This is a genomic window from Burkholderia sp. Bp9015, from assembly GCF_003853505.1.
Lineage (GTDB): Bacteria > Pseudomonadota > Gammaproteobacteria > Burkholderiales > Burkholderiaceae > Burkholderia.
The window spans coordinates 1-17,037 of the sequence record NZ_QTPZ01000002.1; the positions used below are offsets into that span (position 1 = coordinate 1).

Annotated in this window: 21 protein-coding genes; 13 read left to right on the forward strand and 8 right to left on the reverse strand. The window is 64.0% G+C overall.

From position 1 onward, the window contains the following. The 7 genes from DIE12_RS02345 to DIE12_RS02375 form a co-directional block, all read left to right on the forward strand. A partial coding sequence (locus DIE12_RS02345; protein WP_221623839.1) for an FAD-binding protein occupies positions 1 to 234 on the forward strand: 234 nt, incomplete at its 5' end. Continuing rightward, the gene (locus DIE12_RS02350) at positions 224 to 1,096 is read left to right on the forward strand and encodes a CoA ester lyase (protein WP_124519926.1); all 873 of its coding nucleotides are present in this window, start codon (positions 224 to 226) and stop codon (positions 1,094 to 1,096) included. The genes DIE12_RS02345 and DIE12_RS02350, both read left to right, overlap by 11 nt. Positions 1,097 to 1,626: 530 nt before the next feature. Further along, entirely contained in the window at positions 1,627 to 1,911 is a 285-nt protein-coding gene (locus DIE12_RS02355) for a hypothetical protein (RefSeq protein ID WP_124519976.1), read from the forward strand. Positions 1,912 to 1,957: 46 nt separating this feature from the next. Continuing rightward, complete coding sequence (locus DIE12_RS02360) at positions 1,958 to 2,167, forward strand: hypothetical protein (RefSeq protein WP_044846941.1); 210 nt, start codon at positions 1,958 to 1,960, stop codon at positions 2,165 to 2,167. 31 nt (positions 2,168 to 2,198) lie between these two features. Next, positions 2,199 to 2,411 carry a 30S ribosomal protein S21 gene (gene rpsU, locus DIE12_RS02365; RefSeq protein ID WP_124487370.1) on the forward strand — a complete coding sequence of 71 codons (213 nt, stop codon included), beginning with the start codon at positions 2,199 to 2,201 and terminating at the stop codon, positions 2,409 to 2,411. A gap of 61 nt (positions 2,412 to 2,472) precedes the next feature. Next, positions 2,473 to 2,841 (forward strand): hypothetical protein, encoded by a 369-nt coding sequence (locus DIE12_RS38455; RefSeq protein WP_260427914.1) that lies wholly within the window; start codon positions 2,473 to 2,475, stop codon positions 2,839 to 2,841. Positions 2,842 to 2,932: 91 nt separating this feature from the next. Further along, positions 2,933 to 3,250 carry a hypothetical protein gene (locus DIE12_RS02375; protein WP_124487368.1) on the forward strand — a complete coding sequence of 106 codons (318 nt, stop codon included), beginning with the start codon at positions 2,933 to 2,935 and terminating at the stop codon, positions 3,248 to 3,250. Between the two features lie 54 nt (positions 3,251 to 3,304). Here DIE12_RS02375 and DIE12_RS02380 read toward each other — a convergent pair whose 3' ends face one another. Beyond that, complete coding sequence (locus DIE12_RS02380) at positions 3,305 to 3,520, reverse strand: hypothetical protein (protein ID WP_044846937.1); 216 nt, start codon at positions 3,518 to 3,520, stop codon at positions 3,305 to 3,307. A gap of 177 nt (positions 3,521 to 3,697) precedes the next feature. On the opposite strand from DIE12_RS02380, the gene DIE12_RS02385 reads away from it, so the two are divergent. Further along, positions 3,698 to 4,009: a hypothetical protein gene (locus DIE12_RS02385; RefSeq protein WP_260426231.1), complete on the forward strand. Its 312-nt coding sequence runs from the start codon at positions 3,698 to 3,700 to the stop codon at positions 4,007 to 4,009. A gap of 550 nt (positions 4,010 to 4,559) precedes the next feature. Continuing rightward, the gene (locus DIE12_RS02390; RefSeq protein ID WP_124487367.1) at positions 4,560 to 4,895 is read left to right on the forward strand and encodes a hypothetical protein; all 336 of its coding nucleotides are present in this window, start codon (positions 4,560 to 4,562) and stop codon (positions 4,893 to 4,895) included. 141 nt (positions 4,896 to 5,036) lie between these two features. On the opposite strand, the gene DIE12_RS02395 is transcribed toward DIE12_RS02390, so the two are convergent. Beyond that, entirely contained in the window at positions 5,037 to 5,942 is a 906-nt protein-coding gene (locus DIE12_RS02395) for a LysR family transcriptional regulator (RefSeq protein WP_124519924.1), read from the reverse strand. A gap of 118 nt (positions 5,943 to 6,060) precedes the next feature. Between DIE12_RS02395 and DIE12_RS02400 the strand changes: the two genes are divergently transcribed. The 3 genes from DIE12_RS02400 to DIE12_RS02410 all read left to right on the forward strand — a co-directional run bounded on the left by DIE12_RS02400 (position 6,061) and on the right by DIE12_RS02410 (position 9,322). Then, positions 6,061 to 6,651 carry a flavodoxin family protein gene (locus DIE12_RS02400; RefSeq protein ID WP_124519974.1) on the forward strand — a complete coding sequence of 197 codons (591 nt, stop codon included), beginning with the start codon at positions 6,061 to 6,063 and terminating at the stop codon, positions 6,649 to 6,651. 69 nt (positions 6,652 to 6,720) lie between these two features. Then, entirely contained in the window at positions 6,721 to 7,785 is a 1,065-nt protein-coding gene (locus DIE12_RS02405) for an aldo/keto reductase (RefSeq protein WP_124519922.1), read from the forward strand. 91 nt (positions 7,786 to 7,876) lie between these two features. Further along, positions 7,877 to 9,322 carry a DEAD/DEAH box helicase gene (locus DIE12_RS02410; protein ID WP_185640950.1) on the forward strand — a complete coding sequence of 482 codons (1,446 nt, stop codon included), beginning with the start codon at positions 7,877 to 7,879 and terminating at the stop codon, positions 9,320 to 9,322. A gap of 57 nt (positions 9,323 to 9,379) precedes the next feature. Here DIE12_RS02410 and DIE12_RS02415 read toward each other — a convergent pair whose 3' ends face one another. Next, positions 9,380 to 10,117: a hypothetical protein gene (locus DIE12_RS02415; RefSeq protein WP_124487379.1), complete on the reverse strand. Its 738-nt coding sequence runs from the start codon at positions 10,115 to 10,117 to the stop codon at positions 9,380 to 9,382. A 1,320-nt stretch (positions 10,118 to 11,437) separates the two neighbouring features. Here DIE12_RS02415 and DIE12_RS02420 point away from each other — a divergent pair. Next, on the forward strand, positions 11,438 to 12,040 hold the full coding sequence (locus tag DIE12_RS02420; protein ID WP_124487363.1) for a hypothetical protein: 603 nt from the start codon (positions 11,438 to 11,440) through the stop codon (positions 12,038 to 12,040). A 210-nt stretch (positions 12,041 to 12,250) separates the two neighbouring features. Here DIE12_RS02420 and DIE12_RS02425 read toward each other — a convergent pair whose 3' ends face one another. The 5 genes from DIE12_RS02425 to DIE12_RS02445 are packed head-to-tail and all read right to left on the reverse strand — an operon-like array spanning position 12,251 to position 16,844. Then, a complete protein-coding gene (locus DIE12_RS02425; RefSeq protein ID WP_044846931.1) occupies positions 12,251 to 12,592 on the reverse strand; it encodes a cytochrome C oxidase subunit IV family protein in 342 nt (113 codons plus the stop codon). Positions 12,593 to 12,600: 8 nt separating this feature from the next. Beyond that, entirely contained in the window at positions 12,601 to 13,308 is a 708-nt protein-coding gene (locus DIE12_RS02430) for a heme-copper oxidase subunit III family protein (RefSeq protein ID WP_044846930.1), read from the reverse strand. Next, positions 13,305 to 13,919: a cytochrome c oxidase subunit 3 gene (locus DIE12_RS02435; RefSeq protein WP_124487362.1), complete on the reverse strand. Its 615-nt coding sequence runs from the start codon at positions 13,917 to 13,919 to the stop codon at positions 13,305 to 13,307. The genes DIE12_RS02430 and DIE12_RS02435 overlap by 4 nt, the downstream gene beginning before the upstream one ends. Further along, a complete protein-coding gene (gene ctaD, locus DIE12_RS02440; protein ID WP_124487361.1) occupies positions 13,916 to 15,676 on the reverse strand; it encodes a cytochrome c oxidase subunit I in 1,761 nt (586 codons plus the stop codon). Before ctaD ends, DIE12_RS02435 begins: the two co-directional genes overlap by 4 nt. A gap of 13 nt (positions 15,677 to 15,689) precedes the next feature. After that, positions 15,690 to 16,844 carry a c-type cytochrome gene (locus tag DIE12_RS02445; RefSeq protein ID WP_124487360.1) on the reverse strand — a complete coding sequence of 385 codons (1,155 nt, stop codon included), beginning with the start codon at positions 16,842 to 16,844 and terminating at the stop codon, positions 15,690 to 15,692. Positions 16,845 to 17,037: the final 193 nt, after the last annotated feature.

Below are 17,037 nucleotides of genomic sequence, written 5' to 3' on the forward strand. Positions count from 1 at the left end.
GCCGGCTACGTGCCGAACGACTACCAGGTCGGCCAGACCGGCAAGATCGTCGCGCCGCAGTTGTACATCGCCGTCGGCATCTCGGGTGCGATCCAGCATCTGGCCGGCATGAAGGATTCGAAGGTGATCGTCGCGATCAACAAGGATCCGGAAGCGCCGATCTTCAGCGTGGCCGACTACGGCCTCGTCGGCGATCTGTTCGAACGGGTTCCGGAGGTGGTCGATGCCGTCTGATGCCGCGATGCGCGCCGGCGGTGGCCGCGTGGCGCCGGCCCAGTCGTATCTGTTCGTGCCGGGGAGCAAGCCGGAGCGCTTCGACAAGGCGCTCGCAAGCGGCGCCGATGCGATCATCATCGACCTCGAGGATGCCGTCGAGCCGGAGGCGAAAGTGGCGGCGCGCGATGCGATAGCGGCGTGGGTTTCGCCCGAGCATCCGGTGCTCGTGCGGATCAACGCGCGGAACACGCGATGGTTCGAGGCCGATGCCGCGCTCGGCGCGTTGAAGGGCGTGGCCGGTATCGTGCTGCCGAAGGCCGAGCGTGCCGACGACGTGTGCGCTGCCGTTGCGCTCGCGCGTCGGCGTGTGCCGGTCTATCCGTTGATCGAAAGCGCACACGGCATGTGGAACGCGCTCGATGTCGCGAAAGCGCCGTACGTCGAGCGGTTGATGTTCGGCACGCTCGATTTCATCGCGGACATGGGCATGTCGGACGATGGCGTTTCGCTCAATCACTTCCGCTCGCAACTCGTGCTGATCTCGCGGGTGGCCGGGATCGAATCGCCGGTCGACGGCGTGACGCCGGATATCGATGACGGCGAGCGTATCGCGCGCGATGCATTCAACGGCATGCAGTTGGGATTCGGCGCGAAGCTGTGCATCCATCCGAAGCAGATCGGCTTCGTGCACCGATGCTTTCGACCGAGCGACGACGAAGCGCGCTGGGCCCGGCGGGTGCTCGATGCGATGCGCGATTCGAATGGCGGCGTGGTGACGGTCGACGGGAAGATGGTCGATCGGCCGGTGCTGTTGCGCGCCGAGCGGATCGCCGCGCTGGCTGCAGCCGTCAACGCCGGATCGAACGCCGCCGGCGAATGATCGGCGGCGTGAGTCGGGGTGGCCACGGCTGTCCGCTATCGTCGGATCAATGAACGGGTGCGTGCATGCCTCGGCGGCTTGCATCAGGCGGCGTTGCTTCTGTATTCGGTCGACCGAAGGAAGATGGTGGAGATGCAAAAGTCTGGGCGCCGGGAAGATGCTCGTCGACGACGGTGATCGGCGTGGTCTTCATCTGGTCGACTCGCCACGGCGAAAGCGTTTCGACGAACGAGGGCACGGCGGCATGGGGTGAGCCGCGATCACGGCGCGACAACGCACTTCGTCATCTGCCTCGTTGCGGTCGAAATAAGATGGACACCCGATCGACGATGCGCGTATGATGGTTTCGTTCGAGCCTCCGTTTGCTGTTCGACCGCTCGCCCTCCACCTGCCACCGTGTTGCGTCGCGCATTGCCTCGCGCGCAACGTTTGTCCCTTTCACCACGACCCGTCGCGCCATGCATCAGGCGATGCTGGCTGCCTACGCTCGTCCTTGCGAGTCGCCGAGAAGCGATCGTCAGGAGTTCATGATGAGCATGCATATCTACCGTGGATTCGAGATCTATCCACTGATTTACCCGCACGTGCCTGCGCTGGATGGCTTGCCGCACAACTACGAGGCCGGCTTCGATGCAGCGGTCAAGATTTGTCTTCGCGGCACCACCGACACGCTGACGCAGAGCCAGACTTTCAGGCTCGTCGGCGACGGCCCGTTCGACACGGCCGGTGACGCACGGCGTGCGTCGCTGCGCTATGCCGAGCGCGTCATTGACGACGATCGCGAAAAGCTGGCCTTCTTTTCGGACGCCCTCTGACACGACTCGCATGGCAGCGTGACTTGCCATCAATTTGGAGGGCGAAATGATCGTCGACGAGCTTCTCGATCTGGTCCAGCGGTGCAAGCTCACTCGGAGCGATGCTGTCCTGCCCGCTGGAATGACCCATTCTGCGCGGTGCCATCAACAAGAGCTGCAGATGTTCGCGGCGGTGCGCGCATTTTCGATCGGAGCCGGGTATTCGGAGTTCGAATCCGACGCGATAGCGAGCACCGTCATGACACGACTCGGCTAGTTTTATTCGAACGTTTTCCAACAGGCATTACATGACAACCATCACACTGAAGATCAACGAACCCATCGATGTCGCGCTGCGGCGCTTCCGGCGCGGTATCGAGAAGACCGGGCTGATTCGCGAGTTGCGCAGTCGCACCAGCTACGAAAAGCCCACGACGGAGCGCAAGCGGAAAAAAGCCAGTGCAGTTGCCCGGCAGCGCTTGCGGGCGAAGCGCATGTTGCCGCCCCGCAAGATGTACTAGAAGAACGGCGGGAACAGCGTGCCGGCCGAGGGGGGCTTACGTCGCCGTACCGATCCCCGGCATGCGGTACCGCGGCCGGACGACGCAGGCAGCATGCCGGTCGGCCGCCGCGCAGCGGCAGGAAGAAATGATCGGTACGCGCGTCGCGCCATGCAGCAACCAGGATGAAAATCATGATCGGAAGGCGGCAAACATGAGTTGGTACTGCGACGCGGAACGCGAGTTGGCCCATATCAGACGATCGGTCGGGCTGCTCGAGCAAGCGCAACACGCCTTCATCAACCGATCGTCCGTGAACGATCCCGCGTACTGGAGAGTCAAGCTCGACAAGCTCCGCACACGATCCGAGCGAAGCAAGGTCCTCGCACTGCAGGTGGACGAGCTTTTGGTCCGCCTCGAACGCATTCAGGATTCGCGCTGCCGAAAATAGGAAGCTGCTCCTTCGTTCTCGTCTTGTTCCGGGTGCACGCGCATGGCAGGGAGCAGCCCACGGGAGTCGCATTCGAATTTCGGAGCAACACATGATTGACGCTAACCCAGGCAACACGTTTCGACACCTTCCACTCTCGCCCGAGCAAGACGCGGAAATCCGGCACTATATAAAGAAGAAGGCGCAAAAGGGCGAACCATGGGACACCCCCGAGTTGGCCATGATGCTCGCAGACATGCTTTCCCCGCCGCCTGGCGACGACGAGCAGCCAGAGACTATCGTTGAAGAAGTGAAACTGGCCTGCGAATATGCATTGACTTCGATCGACGAAGCCATGGAATCCGTATCTGCGAGTGAAGAGCGGCTCGCCGCGATGGAAGCCGAGGAAATGAAGCATCCCAGGCGGTAACGCAGCCACGATGCCCGACGCTCGAGCCACAGCTGCGCCACCGCCTTCTTGCCTTCAGCCAAATTGAGCGGCCAGCCATCCCTGCGCCCATTGCGTCGCGTACGCAATCGCATCGTCGCGCGCATCGAAGCCGGCCAGATCGCCGCTGGAATGCACCTCTCTCTCACCTCCGTCCAGCAGCGTCGTGGTGATTCTCGCATGTGCGATGTACTCGCCATCGGCCCTGCGGGGCGTCGGATCGATCCGGAAGCGTGTCGTATTGAAGAGCATGGGCTCCTCCCTGTCTGGTTGTCGCGAGCGGGGCTGCCGTGCGGGGCCGCACGAGCAGAAGCGTCCGCCGTCAGGATGTGTCGCGATCCGGCCGGCTTCACCATCCGGCCGTGGCCGCGCACGCTTCGATCGGGTCGATAACTTCGTCTGCAATGCGAACCGTTGGACCTCGTCGCGATGAAAATGGAAGAAACAACTGTGCTCACGAGAATTGATCACCGTTCGGTACCCTGTTACCTGATCCTCCGCGGTGGCTGGTCGACCTGTGTGCTGAATGCGGACCGTGTCGTTCTGCGCCGTGAAGCCAGTCCGCTGTTGCGCGCCTTTGCACGAACCCGCGGAGAATGGGCAAGTATCGACGGCGTCGCATGGAACACCTTCTCCGATGCTGAAGGCCTTTCTGCGATCGAGCGACGGGAGACGCGATGTTATGCGCTGGTCAAGGGAACGGAAACCGAACACCAGTTGCGATTGTTGATGACCCTCTGACGTCAAGGTGCGGGCGAGTCTCGTGCGGTCCGACGCACGGGAAAGCTGAAGTTCGGTGGCGTGTGCGGGATGGTCGTCGCGGTCTCAAGTATGCTCGTCGACAGTCGGGCAAATTCGCCTATAAACACCACGTTTCCGGTCGATTCATGGGCAATTCGTACTCCGTGAGTACCTTTGACTTTTGCGACTGCCATCCCCGCGGCATCGACTTGACCGGAGCGTGATTTCGCCGCGCTTCGTGCCAAATCGGCAACGTGTCGATGCTTTGACATTCAAGCGAAGTTCGGCGCATGGTAGCCAGCAAGCGGCCTTCGACTCATGGCGCAATCCATGACGACGATGCCGCGTGCCGCACAGCATCGTTGCAGCACATCGCGATATGCTGACGGGCTGGCAAGCTGGGCTCGCGCCGCGCCGAGGGCAGTCCGATTCGGCCTGATGGGCGACGAAGTCAGCCTGCGAGGCCGCAGGAACGCGAATTGCACGGTGCTGGGCGTAGCCGAATTCGCGGCCGCGGATTCAAGCTGAAGCTGCGTCACTGGAGAAGTCGGTGAGCACCGAGAGAGAGCTTTTTGAACAATGGTGGTTCCGCGACACGCCGGTGGAATATCGCGCCGACCTGGCCTATCGCGTTCGGGACCAGGGCGGCTACGTCAGGGGAACACGTGCGGCGGCCGCCTGGGATGGATGGCAGGGGGCACGTCAGGGCCAGAACTGGATTCCGGCGGATCAGCACTGCCCGACGCGTCAGGATGCGGACTCGGCGTCTAATGTGTTGGCGTGGGATTCACGAGGATTTGCGGTCGTCGCTCGATTCGACGACGTCGCGCTGCTGCAGTCGGCGTACACGCACTGGATTCCTCTGCCGCCCGCGCCGAAGGATTAGCTGCGGCGTCACGACGCGAGGTCGCCGGTTACGGCGCAGCTTGCAGGCGCCCCATGTCGGCGGCCCGGCCAACCGCATGAGCAGCCTCATCGGTTTCCCGGCCACGGGCCATGCCCCCCGAGCCGATCCGCCGCGCCGCCCTCAGTCGAAATACGGTTCCAGCACCCGCTCGATCCAGTCCATGAACGCCCGAACGCGCGGCGACAGATTGCGCCGATGGGCCACGACGAGCCACGCGGCCAGCGGCTCCGGGCGCAGATCGGGCAGCACCTCCACCAGCGCGCCGCTTTCGATGTGAGTCGCGACCCCTGAATATCCGGCCTGGATCAAGCCGATGCCGGCCAGCCCGGCAGCGTGATAGGTCTGCACGCTGTTGACCTGCATCGCGCTCGGCAACGGCAGCGATGCATAGCCGGTGCCGTCCGGGTACTCCCATCCCGGATGACGCGCGCCGAGTGTCAGCGTGTAGTGGACCATCCGGTGTCCCTGGCCGAGCAGATCGTCGAGCGTATGCGGTACGCCGTATCGCGCCAGGTAGCCGGGGCTCGCCGCATTGATCATGCGCAGCCGGCCCAGCGGTCGCGCGATCAGCGTCTCGTCCACGATCGGGCCCAGACGGATCACGCAATCGAAGCCTTCCTGGACGAGATCGACACGCCGATCAGTGCTCGACAGCTCCAGTTCCAGCTCCGGATGCGCGGCCATCAGTTGCGGGAGTGCGGGAACCACGACACTGCGGGCCAGTTCGGTCGGCATGTCGACGCGCAATCTTCCCCGCAGTCGCGTGCCGTTGCCGGAGAACATCGACTGCAATTCCTGGACTTCGGCCAGCAGGTCCCGTGCGCGCGAATAGAACGCGCGTCCGTCCTCGGTCAGCTGCACGCTCCGCGTCGTCCGATGCAACAGTGCAACGCCCACGTCGCGCTCGAGTCGACGGATCACCATCGAGACACGTCCCTTCTGGATGCCCAGGCTTTCGGCCGCCCGCGTGAAGCTCGTCATTTCGGCGACACGGGCAAAGATCAACAGCGCATCGAGGTTTTGCATTGTTCACTCGGCGAGTAACAGAACGTTCAATCGGCCGTCATTTATAACTCAATTGCGACTCAGTAGAGTGCTTTCCGATGTCGTCTCCCGACGACCACCTGAACGAAAGGGCGCAACCATGACACAACACATCGCACCGGTTAAGACGGCCGTCGTCTACCACTCCGGCTATGGGCATACCCGGCGTATGGCAACGGCTGTCGCCGAGGGCGCGGGCGCCGTCCTCGTCGCAATCGACGCCGACGGAAACATCGCACCGGACGCGTGGGACACGCTCGCGGGCGCCGACGCCATCCTGTTCGGCTCGCCGACCTACATGGGCGGCCCCAGCTGGCAGTTCAAGAAGTTCGCCGACGCATCGTCGAAGGCCTGGTTCGACGGCCGGTGGCGCAACAAGATCTTCGGCGGCTTCACCAATAGCGCGAGCGTCAACGGCGACAAGCTCAATACGCTCGAATACTTCGTGCTACTCGCCGGGCAGCACGGCGGTGTCTGGGTGAGCATGGACATCAAGCCGGCGAACCTGAAGGCGTCGATGCGCGACGACCTGAATCGCATGGGCTCCTATCTCGCGCCGATGGCGCAGACGCCGGCCGACGCGTCGCCCGACGAGATGTCGCCAGGGGATCTCGAGACGGCACGCCGCTATGGCGCACGCGTCGCAACGATCGCCGGACAGTTTCGGGCAGGGCACGCGCGAATCAGCTGACATCCCGGCGTGCGGGGCGCCTGACCGGACGCCACCGCACGCTTTCCAGCCGACCATGAGGAAACGGCCATGAAATACAAGCAACTAGGCCGCACGGGCCTGTATGTCTCCGAGCTGTGTCTCGGCACGATGACGCTGGGCGGCAATGCCGATGCCGGCATGTGGGCGTCGATCGGCGCGGTCGGCCAGGACGACGCGACCCGGCTGATTTCCCGCGCACTGGCCGAGGGCATCAACTTCATCGATACCGCCGACATCTACTCGTTCGGTCAGTCGGAACGCCTCGTCGGACAGGCGCTCCGGGACCTCGGCGTGCCGCGCGGCGAGATCGTGCTGGCGACGAAGACGGCGGGCGTGATGGGCCCGAAGCCCAACGATCAGGGGGCGTCGCGCGGCCACATCATGGATTCCGTGCAGCGAAGCCTGGAACGGCTCCAGGTCGACCACATCGACCTCTACCAGATACACGCGAACGACCCCGTCACGCCGATCGAAGAGACGCTGCGGGCGCTCGACGATCTGACGCGGCAGGGGCTGGTTCGCCATGTCGGCGTCTCGAACTGGCGCGCCGGAAAGATCGGCAAGGCGCTCGGGCTCAGCCAGGCGCTCCATGCGACGCGCTTCGAGACGCTGCAGGCCTACTATTCGATCGCCGGACGGGACGTCGAGCACGAACTGGTACCGCTCGCGATCGACGAGCAGATGAGCCTGCTCGTCTGGTCGCCGCTCGCCGGGGGACTGCTTTCGGGGAAGTTCGGCCCCGGGGCGCCGGCCGAAGCAGGGTCGCGGCGCAGCCATTTCGATTTTCCGCCGGTCGATCTCGAGCGGGCCTGGCCGTGCGTTGCCGCGATGCGCGCCATCGCCGACGCGCGCGGTGTGTCGGTCGCGCGGATCGCGCTCGCGTGGTTGCTCGCCAAGCCGCATGTCACGAGCGTCATCATCGGCGCCAAACGGGTCGAACAGCTCGAAGACAATCTCGGCGCGGCCGAGGTCGCGCTGACCGCGGACGAACTCGCGCATCTTGATGCGGTCAGTGCGGTGCCTGCCGGTTATCCCGGCTGGATGATCGATCGCCAGGCGGCGGGCAGGCGGCCGCAGCCGTTCACGCGCGGCGCGTCGAAACAGGACCGGTGACGCCGCATCGCGCGGCGCGGCGTTCGGCCCGCGCGATGCGGTCGCCGCGGCGGTAACGGCTAGAATTGCGGTTTTAGCCCGGAACACGTCCATGTCTTTTGCCTCGCTTGGCCTGATCGATCCCTTGCTGCGTAATCTGCAGGACCTCAATTACCAGACACCGACGCCGGTGCAGGCCAAGGCGATTCCCGCGGTGCTCGGCGGCAAGGACGTCATGGCCGCGGCGCAGACCGGCACCGGCAAGACGGCGGGTTTCGCGCTGCCGCTGTTGCAGCGGCTGGTGCAACACGGGCCGGCGGTGTCCAGCAACCGTGCGCGTGTCCTGGTGCTGGTGCCCACGCGTGAGCTGGCCGAACAGGTGCTGCAGAGCTTCGTCGCATACGGCAAGGGTCTCGACCTGCGGTTCCTGGCCGCCTACGGCGGTGTGAGCATCAACCCGCAGATGATGAAGCTGCGCAAGGGCGTGGATGTGCTCGTTGCCACGCCGGGCCGTCTGCTGGACCTCAACCGGCAGAACGCGGTGCAGTTCGACCAGGTGCAGGCGCTGGTGCTGGACGAAGCCGACCGGATGCTCGATCTGGGTTTTGCGCGCGAACTCAACGCCGTCTTTGCTGCGTTGCCCGCCCGGCGCCAGACGCTGCTGTTCTCCGCCACGTTTACCGACGATATTCGCGCGATGGCGGCGACCATTCTGCACAGCCCGGTCGATATCAGCGTCAGCCCGCCCAACGTCACGGCCAGCAAGATCAAGCAGTGGGTGGTGCCGGTGGACAAGCGCAACAAGCCCGACCTCTTTATGCACCTGGTGGCCGAGAACAACTGGGACCACGCGCTGGTGTTCGTCAAGACCCGCAATGGCGTGGACTACCTGGCGGCGATGCTGGATGAAGCGGGCTATGCGGTCGACACCATCCACGGCGACAAGCCGCAGCCCGCGCGCCTGCGTGCGCTGGAGCGCTTCAAGACGCGCGAAGTGCAGATGCTGGTCGCGACCGATGTGGCGGCGCGCGGGCTGGATATCGACGACCTGCCGCTGGTGATCAACGTGGATCTGCCGATCGTCGCGCAAGACTATGTGCACCGTATCGGCCGTACCGGCCGCGCGGGCGCCAGCGGCGTGGCGGTGTCGCTGGTGTGTGCCGATGAAGCACCGCAGCTGGCCGCGATCGAAGCGCTGATCCGGCAGACGCTGCGCCGTGAAGAGGAGCCGGGTTTCGAAGCCGAACACCGCGTGCCGGAAACCAGCGCGACGGGGCAGATCATCAAGAAGCCCAAAAAGCCGAAGAAGCCCAAGGTGCCGCAAGGTGGGGCGGGGGCCATGCCGGCGACCGGCAAGAAGCCGAAGCCGCAAGGTGGGGACGGCAAGCGCAAGGCCGCGGGGCAGCGTGCCGGCGCCGCGGGCAAGAGCGCGAGCGTGTTGAGCGGCAGTCCGTTCAGCGTGCAAAAGCCGCGCGGCAAACCCGCCGGCAAGGCGGCTGCGGGTTCACGCAAGCCGGCCGGGAAACCCGCCGGTGGTCGCGGCAAACGTCAACCCTGATCGACGGGGATGAGGCGTGCCGGCCGCCGCCGCTCGGCCGGAGCTTCCCGATCGTCGTCACGCGTTCTGCAACCGTCGACGTTCAAGGCGGTTGCGCAACAGGCCCGCGATCAACGCGCCGATGATCAGGCACACGTAGAGGGTGACGAGATAGTGACGCCACGCGTCAAGGGCGAGCTGGTGTGAAACCAGTTTCGGATCGGGGGGCAGATACAGCGAGCCCTTCGCCTCGACGACGCGCATCATATGAACAAAGCCGCCTGCGGAGAGCAACGGCAGCAGGGCGACGAATGCCAGCAGCGCGGGTTTGGCGCGGCACGCCCGCGGATGATGGCGCAACCGGAACCACAGTCCGAGACATCCGTGTATCCAGCCGGGTGCGAGCAGGGCCAGTTGCAGGCCCTGCGTGCCGCTGGTGAGCAGCACGGTGACGACACGCTCGTAGTCCGGCTCGAAGCCGTAGAGCGAGGACGCGAGCCGGGTTGTCACCGCGTGGCGGATCAGCAGCAGCGGCAGGCTGAGGCCTGCCCAGAGGCGGAGCCATTCGGCGGGCGGCAGTGCCCAGTGGCGGCGCCCGTATATCGTGTGCAACGCCAACGCAAAATGAAGCGAAGCCGCACCGTACAGCACGAACGTCCCCGGTGCGCTGCGCCAGAGCCGCAAGGCCAGCATGAGACCGCGTCCGGCGAGTTCGAGTGACCAGATTCCGAGTGCATGATTGATCAGGTGCAGAAAGAGATAGGTCAGCAGCACCACGCCCGATCCGAGCTGGAGACCGCGCAGCACGGATTGCATCCGGACTTTCGATTCACGGTGCGGTGTGCGCACCGCGGGCGATTCCTGTTTGGTATCCGTTGCATGGGCCGTGTCGATGATGTCCATAGGGGTCACCCGGTTCGTGTTTCCTGCAATACCGTGAGCACACGACGGTTATTCCCGGATTCGACGGGACTGCCGGGAGAAGGCAATCCGAGGGGCGACCGCGCTCGACGCGCACGAGCACGTTGCAGCGGCGTTTGGTGAACGCTCAAACCGACGCATGAGCGGCGCTTTGCGAATGAGGCTCGACTTCCTCAGCCGCCATCGACGAATCTCGATCCGGCGGGATTTCTCGGCCTTGATCGAAAGGTATTCGCAAGGCATGGTTTTGATTTCGGTTAATCAGGGTATTTTTGATTTTTGACGTCCGCGATTTTTACTTCCTGCCAGTCGTCAAAAATATTCTTTCGGCCGATCGCGCGATCTGCTTCGATTTATTGCGGAACCATACCCTAAAAAATTCGGGCCATCCGATTTTGGTCATGTCGACCCGGTCGGTGTCTCCGCCGTCACTGCCGGTTTGACGCTCAGCCCCGCCAGACGGCGTAATGCGAAGGAAGAGACGGGAGATCTCTCGGCAAACCGCGCAGATTTTCAGGCACTGATCGGTGCATCAACGCCCGATGCCGTTGGCGTTTCGTCTGACAAAATCAATGCTCGACAATATCCCGAATGACCGAGAATTTCCCTATTCAACATATGAAAGTTTCGCAATATGCACTGCGAACTGCGACCCCTTTACTATTTACCGCTCAAATGTAAAAAGACGTGACCCGTCAATCAGTTCCGGAATCCAGGTCAGAACAATTCCGCATACTCCGTATCAGCAGAAATTGCGCCCGGTCCGACCCTTCTCTCGGCGCATTCAGCGCTCGTTACGTCCTTTGCATTTCGTAACAACTCGGGTTGATTCGTCAGGGCTCGCTGTTTTAAATTTTGCCCGTCGCCCAGCAGCATCCGGCAGTCGGGCGACCTTTCAATCTGCAAGTCACGCATGCCGGATACCCGGATGGCCAGCCATCCGACACTACAAGTCTGCACGCCGTGCGGGCTTGATCAAGTGGTCGAACTCGCGATGGGTGTCGGTTCGACTGCATTCAGCCCGTTGCGACCAGACGCACCGGAATGGGCTCACCACGTTGTTCATGTCATGCCGAACTGGAGCCAGCTTGATAGCGGAATCCATGATCGAATTTTGATGTTTGCGTCGCAATCCTAAATATGTATCGACGGAATTCGCCCAGATTCACGACGGTACAACTTAACTTTGCGCACCGCGCCGATAAAGGACAGAAAATGGAATTCGTACGAATGGGAATCGTCTATGTTCATCTCATTGCCTGCTGTGTCGCGATTGGTCTCGTGCTGACCAGCGACATTGCGATGGTCAGGCAACTGCTGGATACCGACGCGCCTACCGATCCTGCCCAGGTTCATCTGGCCAGCCTGCAGCGCACCGTCACGTTGGCGCTGACGATTCTCTGGATCACCGGCATCGCGATTATTGCGTTCGACATGCGGACCCAGGGTCTCCGGTATCTCGGCAATCCCAAGCTGCAGGCCAAGATCGGCATCGTCGCGTTGCTGACCTTCAACGGTATCGCGCTGCACTCCGCGGTCCTGCCGGCATTGCGGAAAGCGGGATCCTTGCTGAAGCTTTCGTTCGAACGGCGCATGGTTGCCATTTTCGCGGGCGTGATTTCCGCCGTCTCGTGGTTCTATGCGGCAATGCTTGGCGTCGGGCGCCCGTTGAGCTGGAAGTATTCCCTGGTCCAGATCCTGGCCGCTTACCCGGCACTGATCGCCGGTGGCATCGCCACCATGTTGTTCATCACGGCAGTGGCGAAATCCAGGACGTCCGTGGAACGACGCAATACCGAAAAGGTGGCGGCCTACTGATCGCCGCCCTCCGGGAGGATGCTCGCTGCTCGCGGCAGTGCGCATCCTCTCGTCACACATGTCTGCGTGCTGGCCAGCGTCCAATTCCAAACGTTCGGCTGCATGCGGGCACGCGCCAGGCGCGCGTTGTTCCCATCCCCCTCCTCGAGCAGAGTCGGATCGTACGTGATCCGAAGCGTTCGCCGCCGGAAGAACGAACCGGCGACGCGATCAATGAAAGAAGAGCGCCCGCATGCCGAACGTGTGATGCGCTTCGGCCGCCATCAGCACCATGAGCACCAGCAGGCACAGCGGCGGTATCAGGATCGCGTACACCAGCGCCAGACGCTCCCACATCATGTGCATGAAGATCGACACGATCAGCCCGGCCTTCGCGATCATGAGCACGACGATCAGCACCCAGCGCACCACGCCTTGCACCTTGAAGTAGTCGACCAGGTACGACAACGTGCTCAGGACGAACAGCAGGCCCCAGATTTTCAGGTAGATGCCGATCGGGTGCTGCTGGCCGTGCGCGGCGTCGGGTCGATCGGCGGGATCGGTGTGGTCCATGGCCTGCCTCACCACAAATAGAACAGCGCGAAGATGAACACCCACACCAGGTCGACGAAGTGCCAGTACAGGCCGGCGATCTCGACGATCTGGAAGTTGCCGTGCTCGGTGAACCCCGGCTGCAGGATCTTGCGTGCGATCAGCAGCAGGTAGATCACGCCGCAGGTCACGTGAAAGCCGTGGAACCCGGTGATCATGAAGAAGCATGCGCCGAACTGCGTGGCGCCCAGCGGGTTGCCCCACGGGCGGATGCCTTCATGGACGATCAGCTTGGTCCATTCGAAGGCCTGCATCGACACGAAGGTCACGCCGAGCAGCGCGGTCGCCAGCAACAACGCGGCGGCGCGCCGGGCATTGCGCCGATAGCCGAAATTCACGGCCATCGCCATGGTGCCGCTGCTGGTGATCAGCGTGAACGTCATGATCGCGATCAGCAGCAAGGGCACCTCGACGCCGGCCACGGTGAGCCCGAACACCTTGGACGGGTCGGGCCACGGCGCGGTGGTCGACATGCGCACCGACATGTAGCCGATCAGGAAGCTGCTGAACACGAAGGTGTCCGACAGCAGGAAGATCCACATCATCGCCTTGCCCCACGGCACCTTGAAGGCTTCGCGGTCGGCCGACCAGTCCGTGACGATGCCGCGCCAGCCGTCGGGCCCGGCGTCGGCGGGCGGGGTGGTGGCGGATTCGGGCGGGAGCGGGGGCGAGGTCATGGCGCGGCTCCATACAGCGGTCCGCAGATGGCGGCGACAACCGCGGGGGTGAGCCACCACATTGCCGCCAGCAACACGAGCCAGACCGCCAGCAGGAAATGCCAGTAGAGCGCGCACAGCGAAATGGCGCGCTGGGCGCGGAACGGATCCGCACGCCGGCGCTGCGCGATCGTCACGGCCCAGGCCGCCAGCCCGCCCAGCACGTGCAGTCCGTGCAGGCCGGTGAGCAGGTAGAGGAAGCTGTTGGAAGGATTGGCGACGACGGTTTGCCCGGCCGCCGACAGCATGCGCCAGGCGATCAGTTGCCCGATCACGAACACGGCGGCCAGCAGGCCGCCGCCCACCAGCCACGCCACGCGATGCCCGGTCAGCTGCCGGGCACGCTGCATGGCGACGCTGGCCAGCGCGAGCGCGCCGGTGTTCCACCACAGCAGCGCCGGATGCGGGATCGGCTGCCAGTCGGGCTCGCGCATGCGCATGCCGTAGGCGAGCAGCAGCAATGAAAACAAGGCCGTCGCCACGGCCATGAACACGATCAGGCCGACGCGGCTCGCATTCGGCAAGACGGGCGGCGGCGTATCGGGAACGAAGGGGCGCGGCAGCGTGGTCATTTGCGTGCCTCGCCGGGTTGAACCGTCGGGCGGGCCGGTTCCGGCTCCGGCGCTGTTGCAGGCGGCTGGTTTTGCGGGACGAAGTCTTCCGCTTGTCCTGGCGGGCTGTATTCGTACGCCCAACGGTAGACGACCGGCAGCGCGGCGCCCCAGTTGCCGTGCACCGGCGGCGTTTGCGGCGTCTGCCATTCCAGCGTGGTGGCCCGCCACGGATTGCCGTCGGCACGCTTGCCGCGTACGAGGCTCCACGCCAGGTTGTACAGGAACAGCAACTGTCCGACCCCCACGATCAGCGCGGCGACGGTGATGAACGTGTTGAGCGTCTGCGCCGAATGCGGAATGAAGCTGTAGCCCTCGTACGCGTAATACCGCCGCGGCATGCCGAGGATGCCGAGATAGTGCATCGGGAAGTAGATCGCGTACGTGCCGAGGAAGGTGATCCAGAAGTGCGCGCGCCCGAGCCTGTCGTCGAGCATGCGGCCCGTCACCTTCGGATACCAGTGGTAGAGGCCGCCGAACACCACCAGGATCGGCGACACGGCCATCACCATATGGAAGTGCGCGACCACGAAGTACGTGTTCGACAGCGGAATGTCCACGCTCACGTTGCCGAGGTAGAGCCCGGTCAGCCCGCCCAGCACGAAGGTGCTGATGAAGCCGATGGCAAACAGCATCGGCACGGTCAGGTGGATATCGCCGCGCCACAGCGTCAGCACCCAGTTGTAGACCTTGAGGGCGGTCGGGATGGCGATGATGAGCGTGGTGGTGGCAAAGAAGAAACCGAAGTACGGATCCATGCCGGCGACGAACATGTGGTGCGCCCAGACCACGAAGCTCAGTGCGCCGATGACGACGATGGCCCACACCATCATCCGGTAGCCGAAGATGCTCTTGCGCGCGTGGGTGCTGATGAGGTCCGACGCGATGCCGAAGGCCGGCAGTGCGACGATGTAGACCTCCGGATGCCCGAAGAACCAGAACAGGTGCTGGAACAGCAGCGGGCTGCCGCCGGCATGCTTGAGCGACTGCCCCATCGACACCACGGCCGGTATGAAGAAACTGGTGCCGAGCGTCCGGTCGAGCAGCATCATCACGGCCGACACGAACAGCGCCGGAAACGCCAGCAGCGCCATGATGGTCGCGATGAAGATGCCCCACACCGTGAGCGGCATGCGCATCAGCGTCATGCCGCGCGTGCGCGCCTGCAGCGTGGTGGTGACGTAGTTCAGGCCGCCCATGGTTGCCGCGACGATGAAGATCGCCAGCGACACGAGCATCAGCACGATGCCCCATTCGACGCCCGGCGTGCCGGGCAGGATGGCCTGGGGCGGATACAGCGTCCAGCCCGCGCCGGTCGGCCCGCCCGGCACGAAGAAGCTCGCCACCAGCACCAGCACGGCCAGCAGGTAGACCCAGTAGCTCAGCATGTTGAGAAACGGGAACACCATGTCGCGCGCGCCCACCATCAGCGGGATCAGGTAGTTGCCGAAGCCGCCGAGGAACAGCGCGGTCAGCAGGTAGATCACCATGATCATCCCGTGCATGGTGACGAACTGGTAGTAGTGGTTGGCGTCGATGAAGCTGAACTTGCCGGGAAAGCCGAGCTGCAACCGCATCAGGTCCGACAGGACGAGGCCGACCAGGCCGATGGCGATGGCCGTCAGCGCATACTGCACGGCGATGACCTTGTGGTCCTGGCTCCAGACGTAGCGCGTCCAGAAGCTTTTCGGGGCGTGGTCGAGGTGCGCGTAGGGCATTGCGTCTGCTCCGCTAGGGCTGGCGGTTGGCCGTGCTGCCGGCAGCCGGGCCGCCTTGCGATTCGATGTAGGTCACCAGCGCGGTCAGCTCCTGATCGCTCAGGTCGAAATGCGGCATGATGGGCGAATAGCCCTTCACGACGCGGGCCGCCGGATCGCGGATGAAGGCGCGCAGATAGGCGTCGTCAACTTTCGCGGTGCTGCCGTCGGCCATCGTTTCGGTCTTGCCGTACAGGCCCTTCCAGGTCGGACCCACGCGCGGGCTGCCGTCCACGGTATGGCAGGCGAAACAGCCCTTGGCCGCGGCGAGCGCCTTGCCCTGGTCGGCAAGCGCCTGCGCGCTGCCGCCTGGCGTTGCCGCCGCGGCCTGAACCTTGGCCTGCTGCCGCTGCGCGAAGGTGGTCTGCTGCGCGAGCCAGCGCGAGAACGCTGCATCGTCTTCCACCACCACCACGCCGCGCATGCCCGCGTGCCCGACACCGCAAAGCTGCGCGCACAGGATGTCGTAACGGCCTGCCTTGGTCGGCGTGAACCAGAAGGTCGTCACCATGCCGGGCACCATGTTCATGCGCGCACGAAACGGCGGGACATAGAAGTCGTGCAGCACGTCGAGCGACCGTGTCAGGACCTGGATCGGCCGGTTCAGCGGCAGATGGACCTCGGGCGTCTCGATCAGGTAGTTGTCGCGGCCGTTGGGGTCGGCGGGGTTCAGGCCGAAGGGATTGTCGCTGCCGATATAGCGCACGTCCGTCGTGCCCAGCTTGCCGCCGGGGCCGGCGAAGCGGAAGCGCCATTGCCATTGGCGGCCGAGCACCTCCATCTGCAGCACGTTGCGCGGCGGCCGGATGTAGTCCGCATAGACGAACAGACCGGGGGCCAGCAACGCCGCGACACCGACGGCGGTCAGGCCGATCAGCCACCATTCCAGCCGCCTGTTGTGCGGCTCGTAGGCCGCGCGATGCCCGCCGCGGTGGCGGTAGCGCATCAGCGCGATCGCGATGAACAGGTTGATGGCGATGAAGAACGCGCCGGTGATGACGAGCGTGATCGTCAGCATGTCGTCCATGCGCACCCAGTTCGACGCGATCGGCGTGATCCACCAGGGACTGGCAAAGTGAAACCCCACCGCCAACGCGATGATCACGATCAGGGCAATCGCAAGCACCATGGGCCGCCTCGCCGCGCGTCACTCGCCGGAGCCGCCAACCGGCGCTCCGGGCATCGTCGTGCCGCCTTGCCGAATTTCGTACGATTGTTTGCCGGCAATCCACCAGGACCGATTCGCCAGGCGGCGTCGGCGGCTCTAAAGAAAAAGGTAGTCTGCTGCCTTGCATCGCGCAAGGCAGCGCAAGAGGAAGGAG

What these genes read in the sequence shown, in the direction of transcription:
- DIE12_RS02350 (WP_124519926.1), top strand. Translation starts at nt 224, where the DNA reads ATGCCGTCTGATGCCGCGATGCGCGCCGGCGGTGGCCGCGTGGCGCCG.
- DIE12_RS02355 (WP_124519976.1), top strand. Translation starts at nt 1,627, where the DNA reads ATGAGCATGCATATCTACCGTGGATTCGAGATCTATCCACTGATTTAC.
- DIE12_RS02360 (WP_044846941.1), top strand. Translation starts at nt 1,958, where the DNA reads ATGATCGTCGACGAGCTTCTCGATCTGGTCCAGCGGTGCAAGCTCACT.
- rpsU (WP_124487370.1), top strand. Translation starts at nt 2,199, where the DNA reads ATGACAACCATCACACTGAAGATCAACGAACCCATCGATGTCGCGCTG.
- DIE12_RS38455 (WP_260427914.1), top strand. Translation starts at nt 2,473, where the DNA reads ATGCGGTACCGCGGCCGGACGACGCAGGCAGCATGCCGGTCGGCCGCC.
- DIE12_RS02375 (WP_124487368.1), top strand. Translation starts at nt 2,933, where the DNA reads ATGATTGACGCTAACCCAGGCAACACGTTTCGACACCTTCCACTCTCG.
- DIE12_RS02380 (WP_044846937.1), bottom strand. Translation starts at nt 3,520, where the DNA reads ATGCTCTTCAATACGACACGCTTCCGGATCGATCCGACGCCCCGCAGG.
- DIE12_RS02385 (WP_260426231.1), top strand. Translation starts at nt 3,698, where the DNA reads ATGAAAATGGAAGAAACAACTGTGCTCACGAGAATTGATCACCGTTCG.
- DIE12_RS02395 (WP_124519924.1), bottom strand. Translation starts at nt 5,942, where the DNA reads ATGCAAAACCTCGATGCGCTGTTGATCTTTGCCCGTGTCGCCGAAATG.
- DIE12_RS02400 (WP_124519974.1), top strand. Translation starts at nt 6,061, where the DNA reads ATGACACAACACATCGCACCGGTTAAGACGGCCGTCGTCTACCACTCC.
- DIE12_RS02405 (WP_124519922.1), top strand. Translation starts at nt 6,721, where the DNA reads ATGAAATACAAGCAACTAGGCCGCACGGGCCTGTATGTCTCCGAGCTG.
- DIE12_RS02410 (WP_185640950.1), top strand. Translation starts at nt 7,877, where the DNA reads ATGTCTTTTGCCTCGCTTGGCCTGATCGATCCCTTGCTGCGTAATCTG.
- DIE12_RS02415 (WP_124487379.1), bottom strand. Translation starts at nt 10,117, where the DNA reads ATGCAATCCGTGCTGCGCGGTCTCCAGCTCGGATCGGGCGTGGTGCTG.
- DIE12_RS02420 (WP_124487363.1), top strand. Translation starts at nt 11,438, where the DNA reads ATGGAATTCGTACGAATGGGAATCGTCTATGTTCATCTCATTGCCTGC.
- DIE12_RS02425 (WP_044846931.1), bottom strand. Translation starts at nt 12,592, where the DNA reads ATGGACCACACCGATCCCGCCGATCGACCCGACGCCGCGCACGGCCAG.
- DIE12_RS02430 (WP_044846930.1), bottom strand. Translation starts at nt 13,308, where the DNA reads ATGACCTCGCCCCCGCTCCCGCCCGAATCCGCCACCACCCCGCCCGCC.
- DIE12_RS02435 (WP_124487362.1), bottom strand. Translation starts at nt 13,919, where the DNA reads ATGACCACGCTGCCGCGCCCCTTCGTTCCCGATACGCCGCCGCCCGTC.
- ctaD (WP_124487361.1), bottom strand. Translation starts at nt 15,676, where the DNA reads ATGCCCTACGCGCACCTCGACCACGCCCCGAAAAGCTTCTGGACGCGC.
- DIE12_RS02445 (WP_124487360.1), bottom strand. Translation starts at nt 16,844, where the DNA reads ATGGTGCTTGCGATTGCCCTGATCGTGATCATCGCGTTGGCGGTGGGG.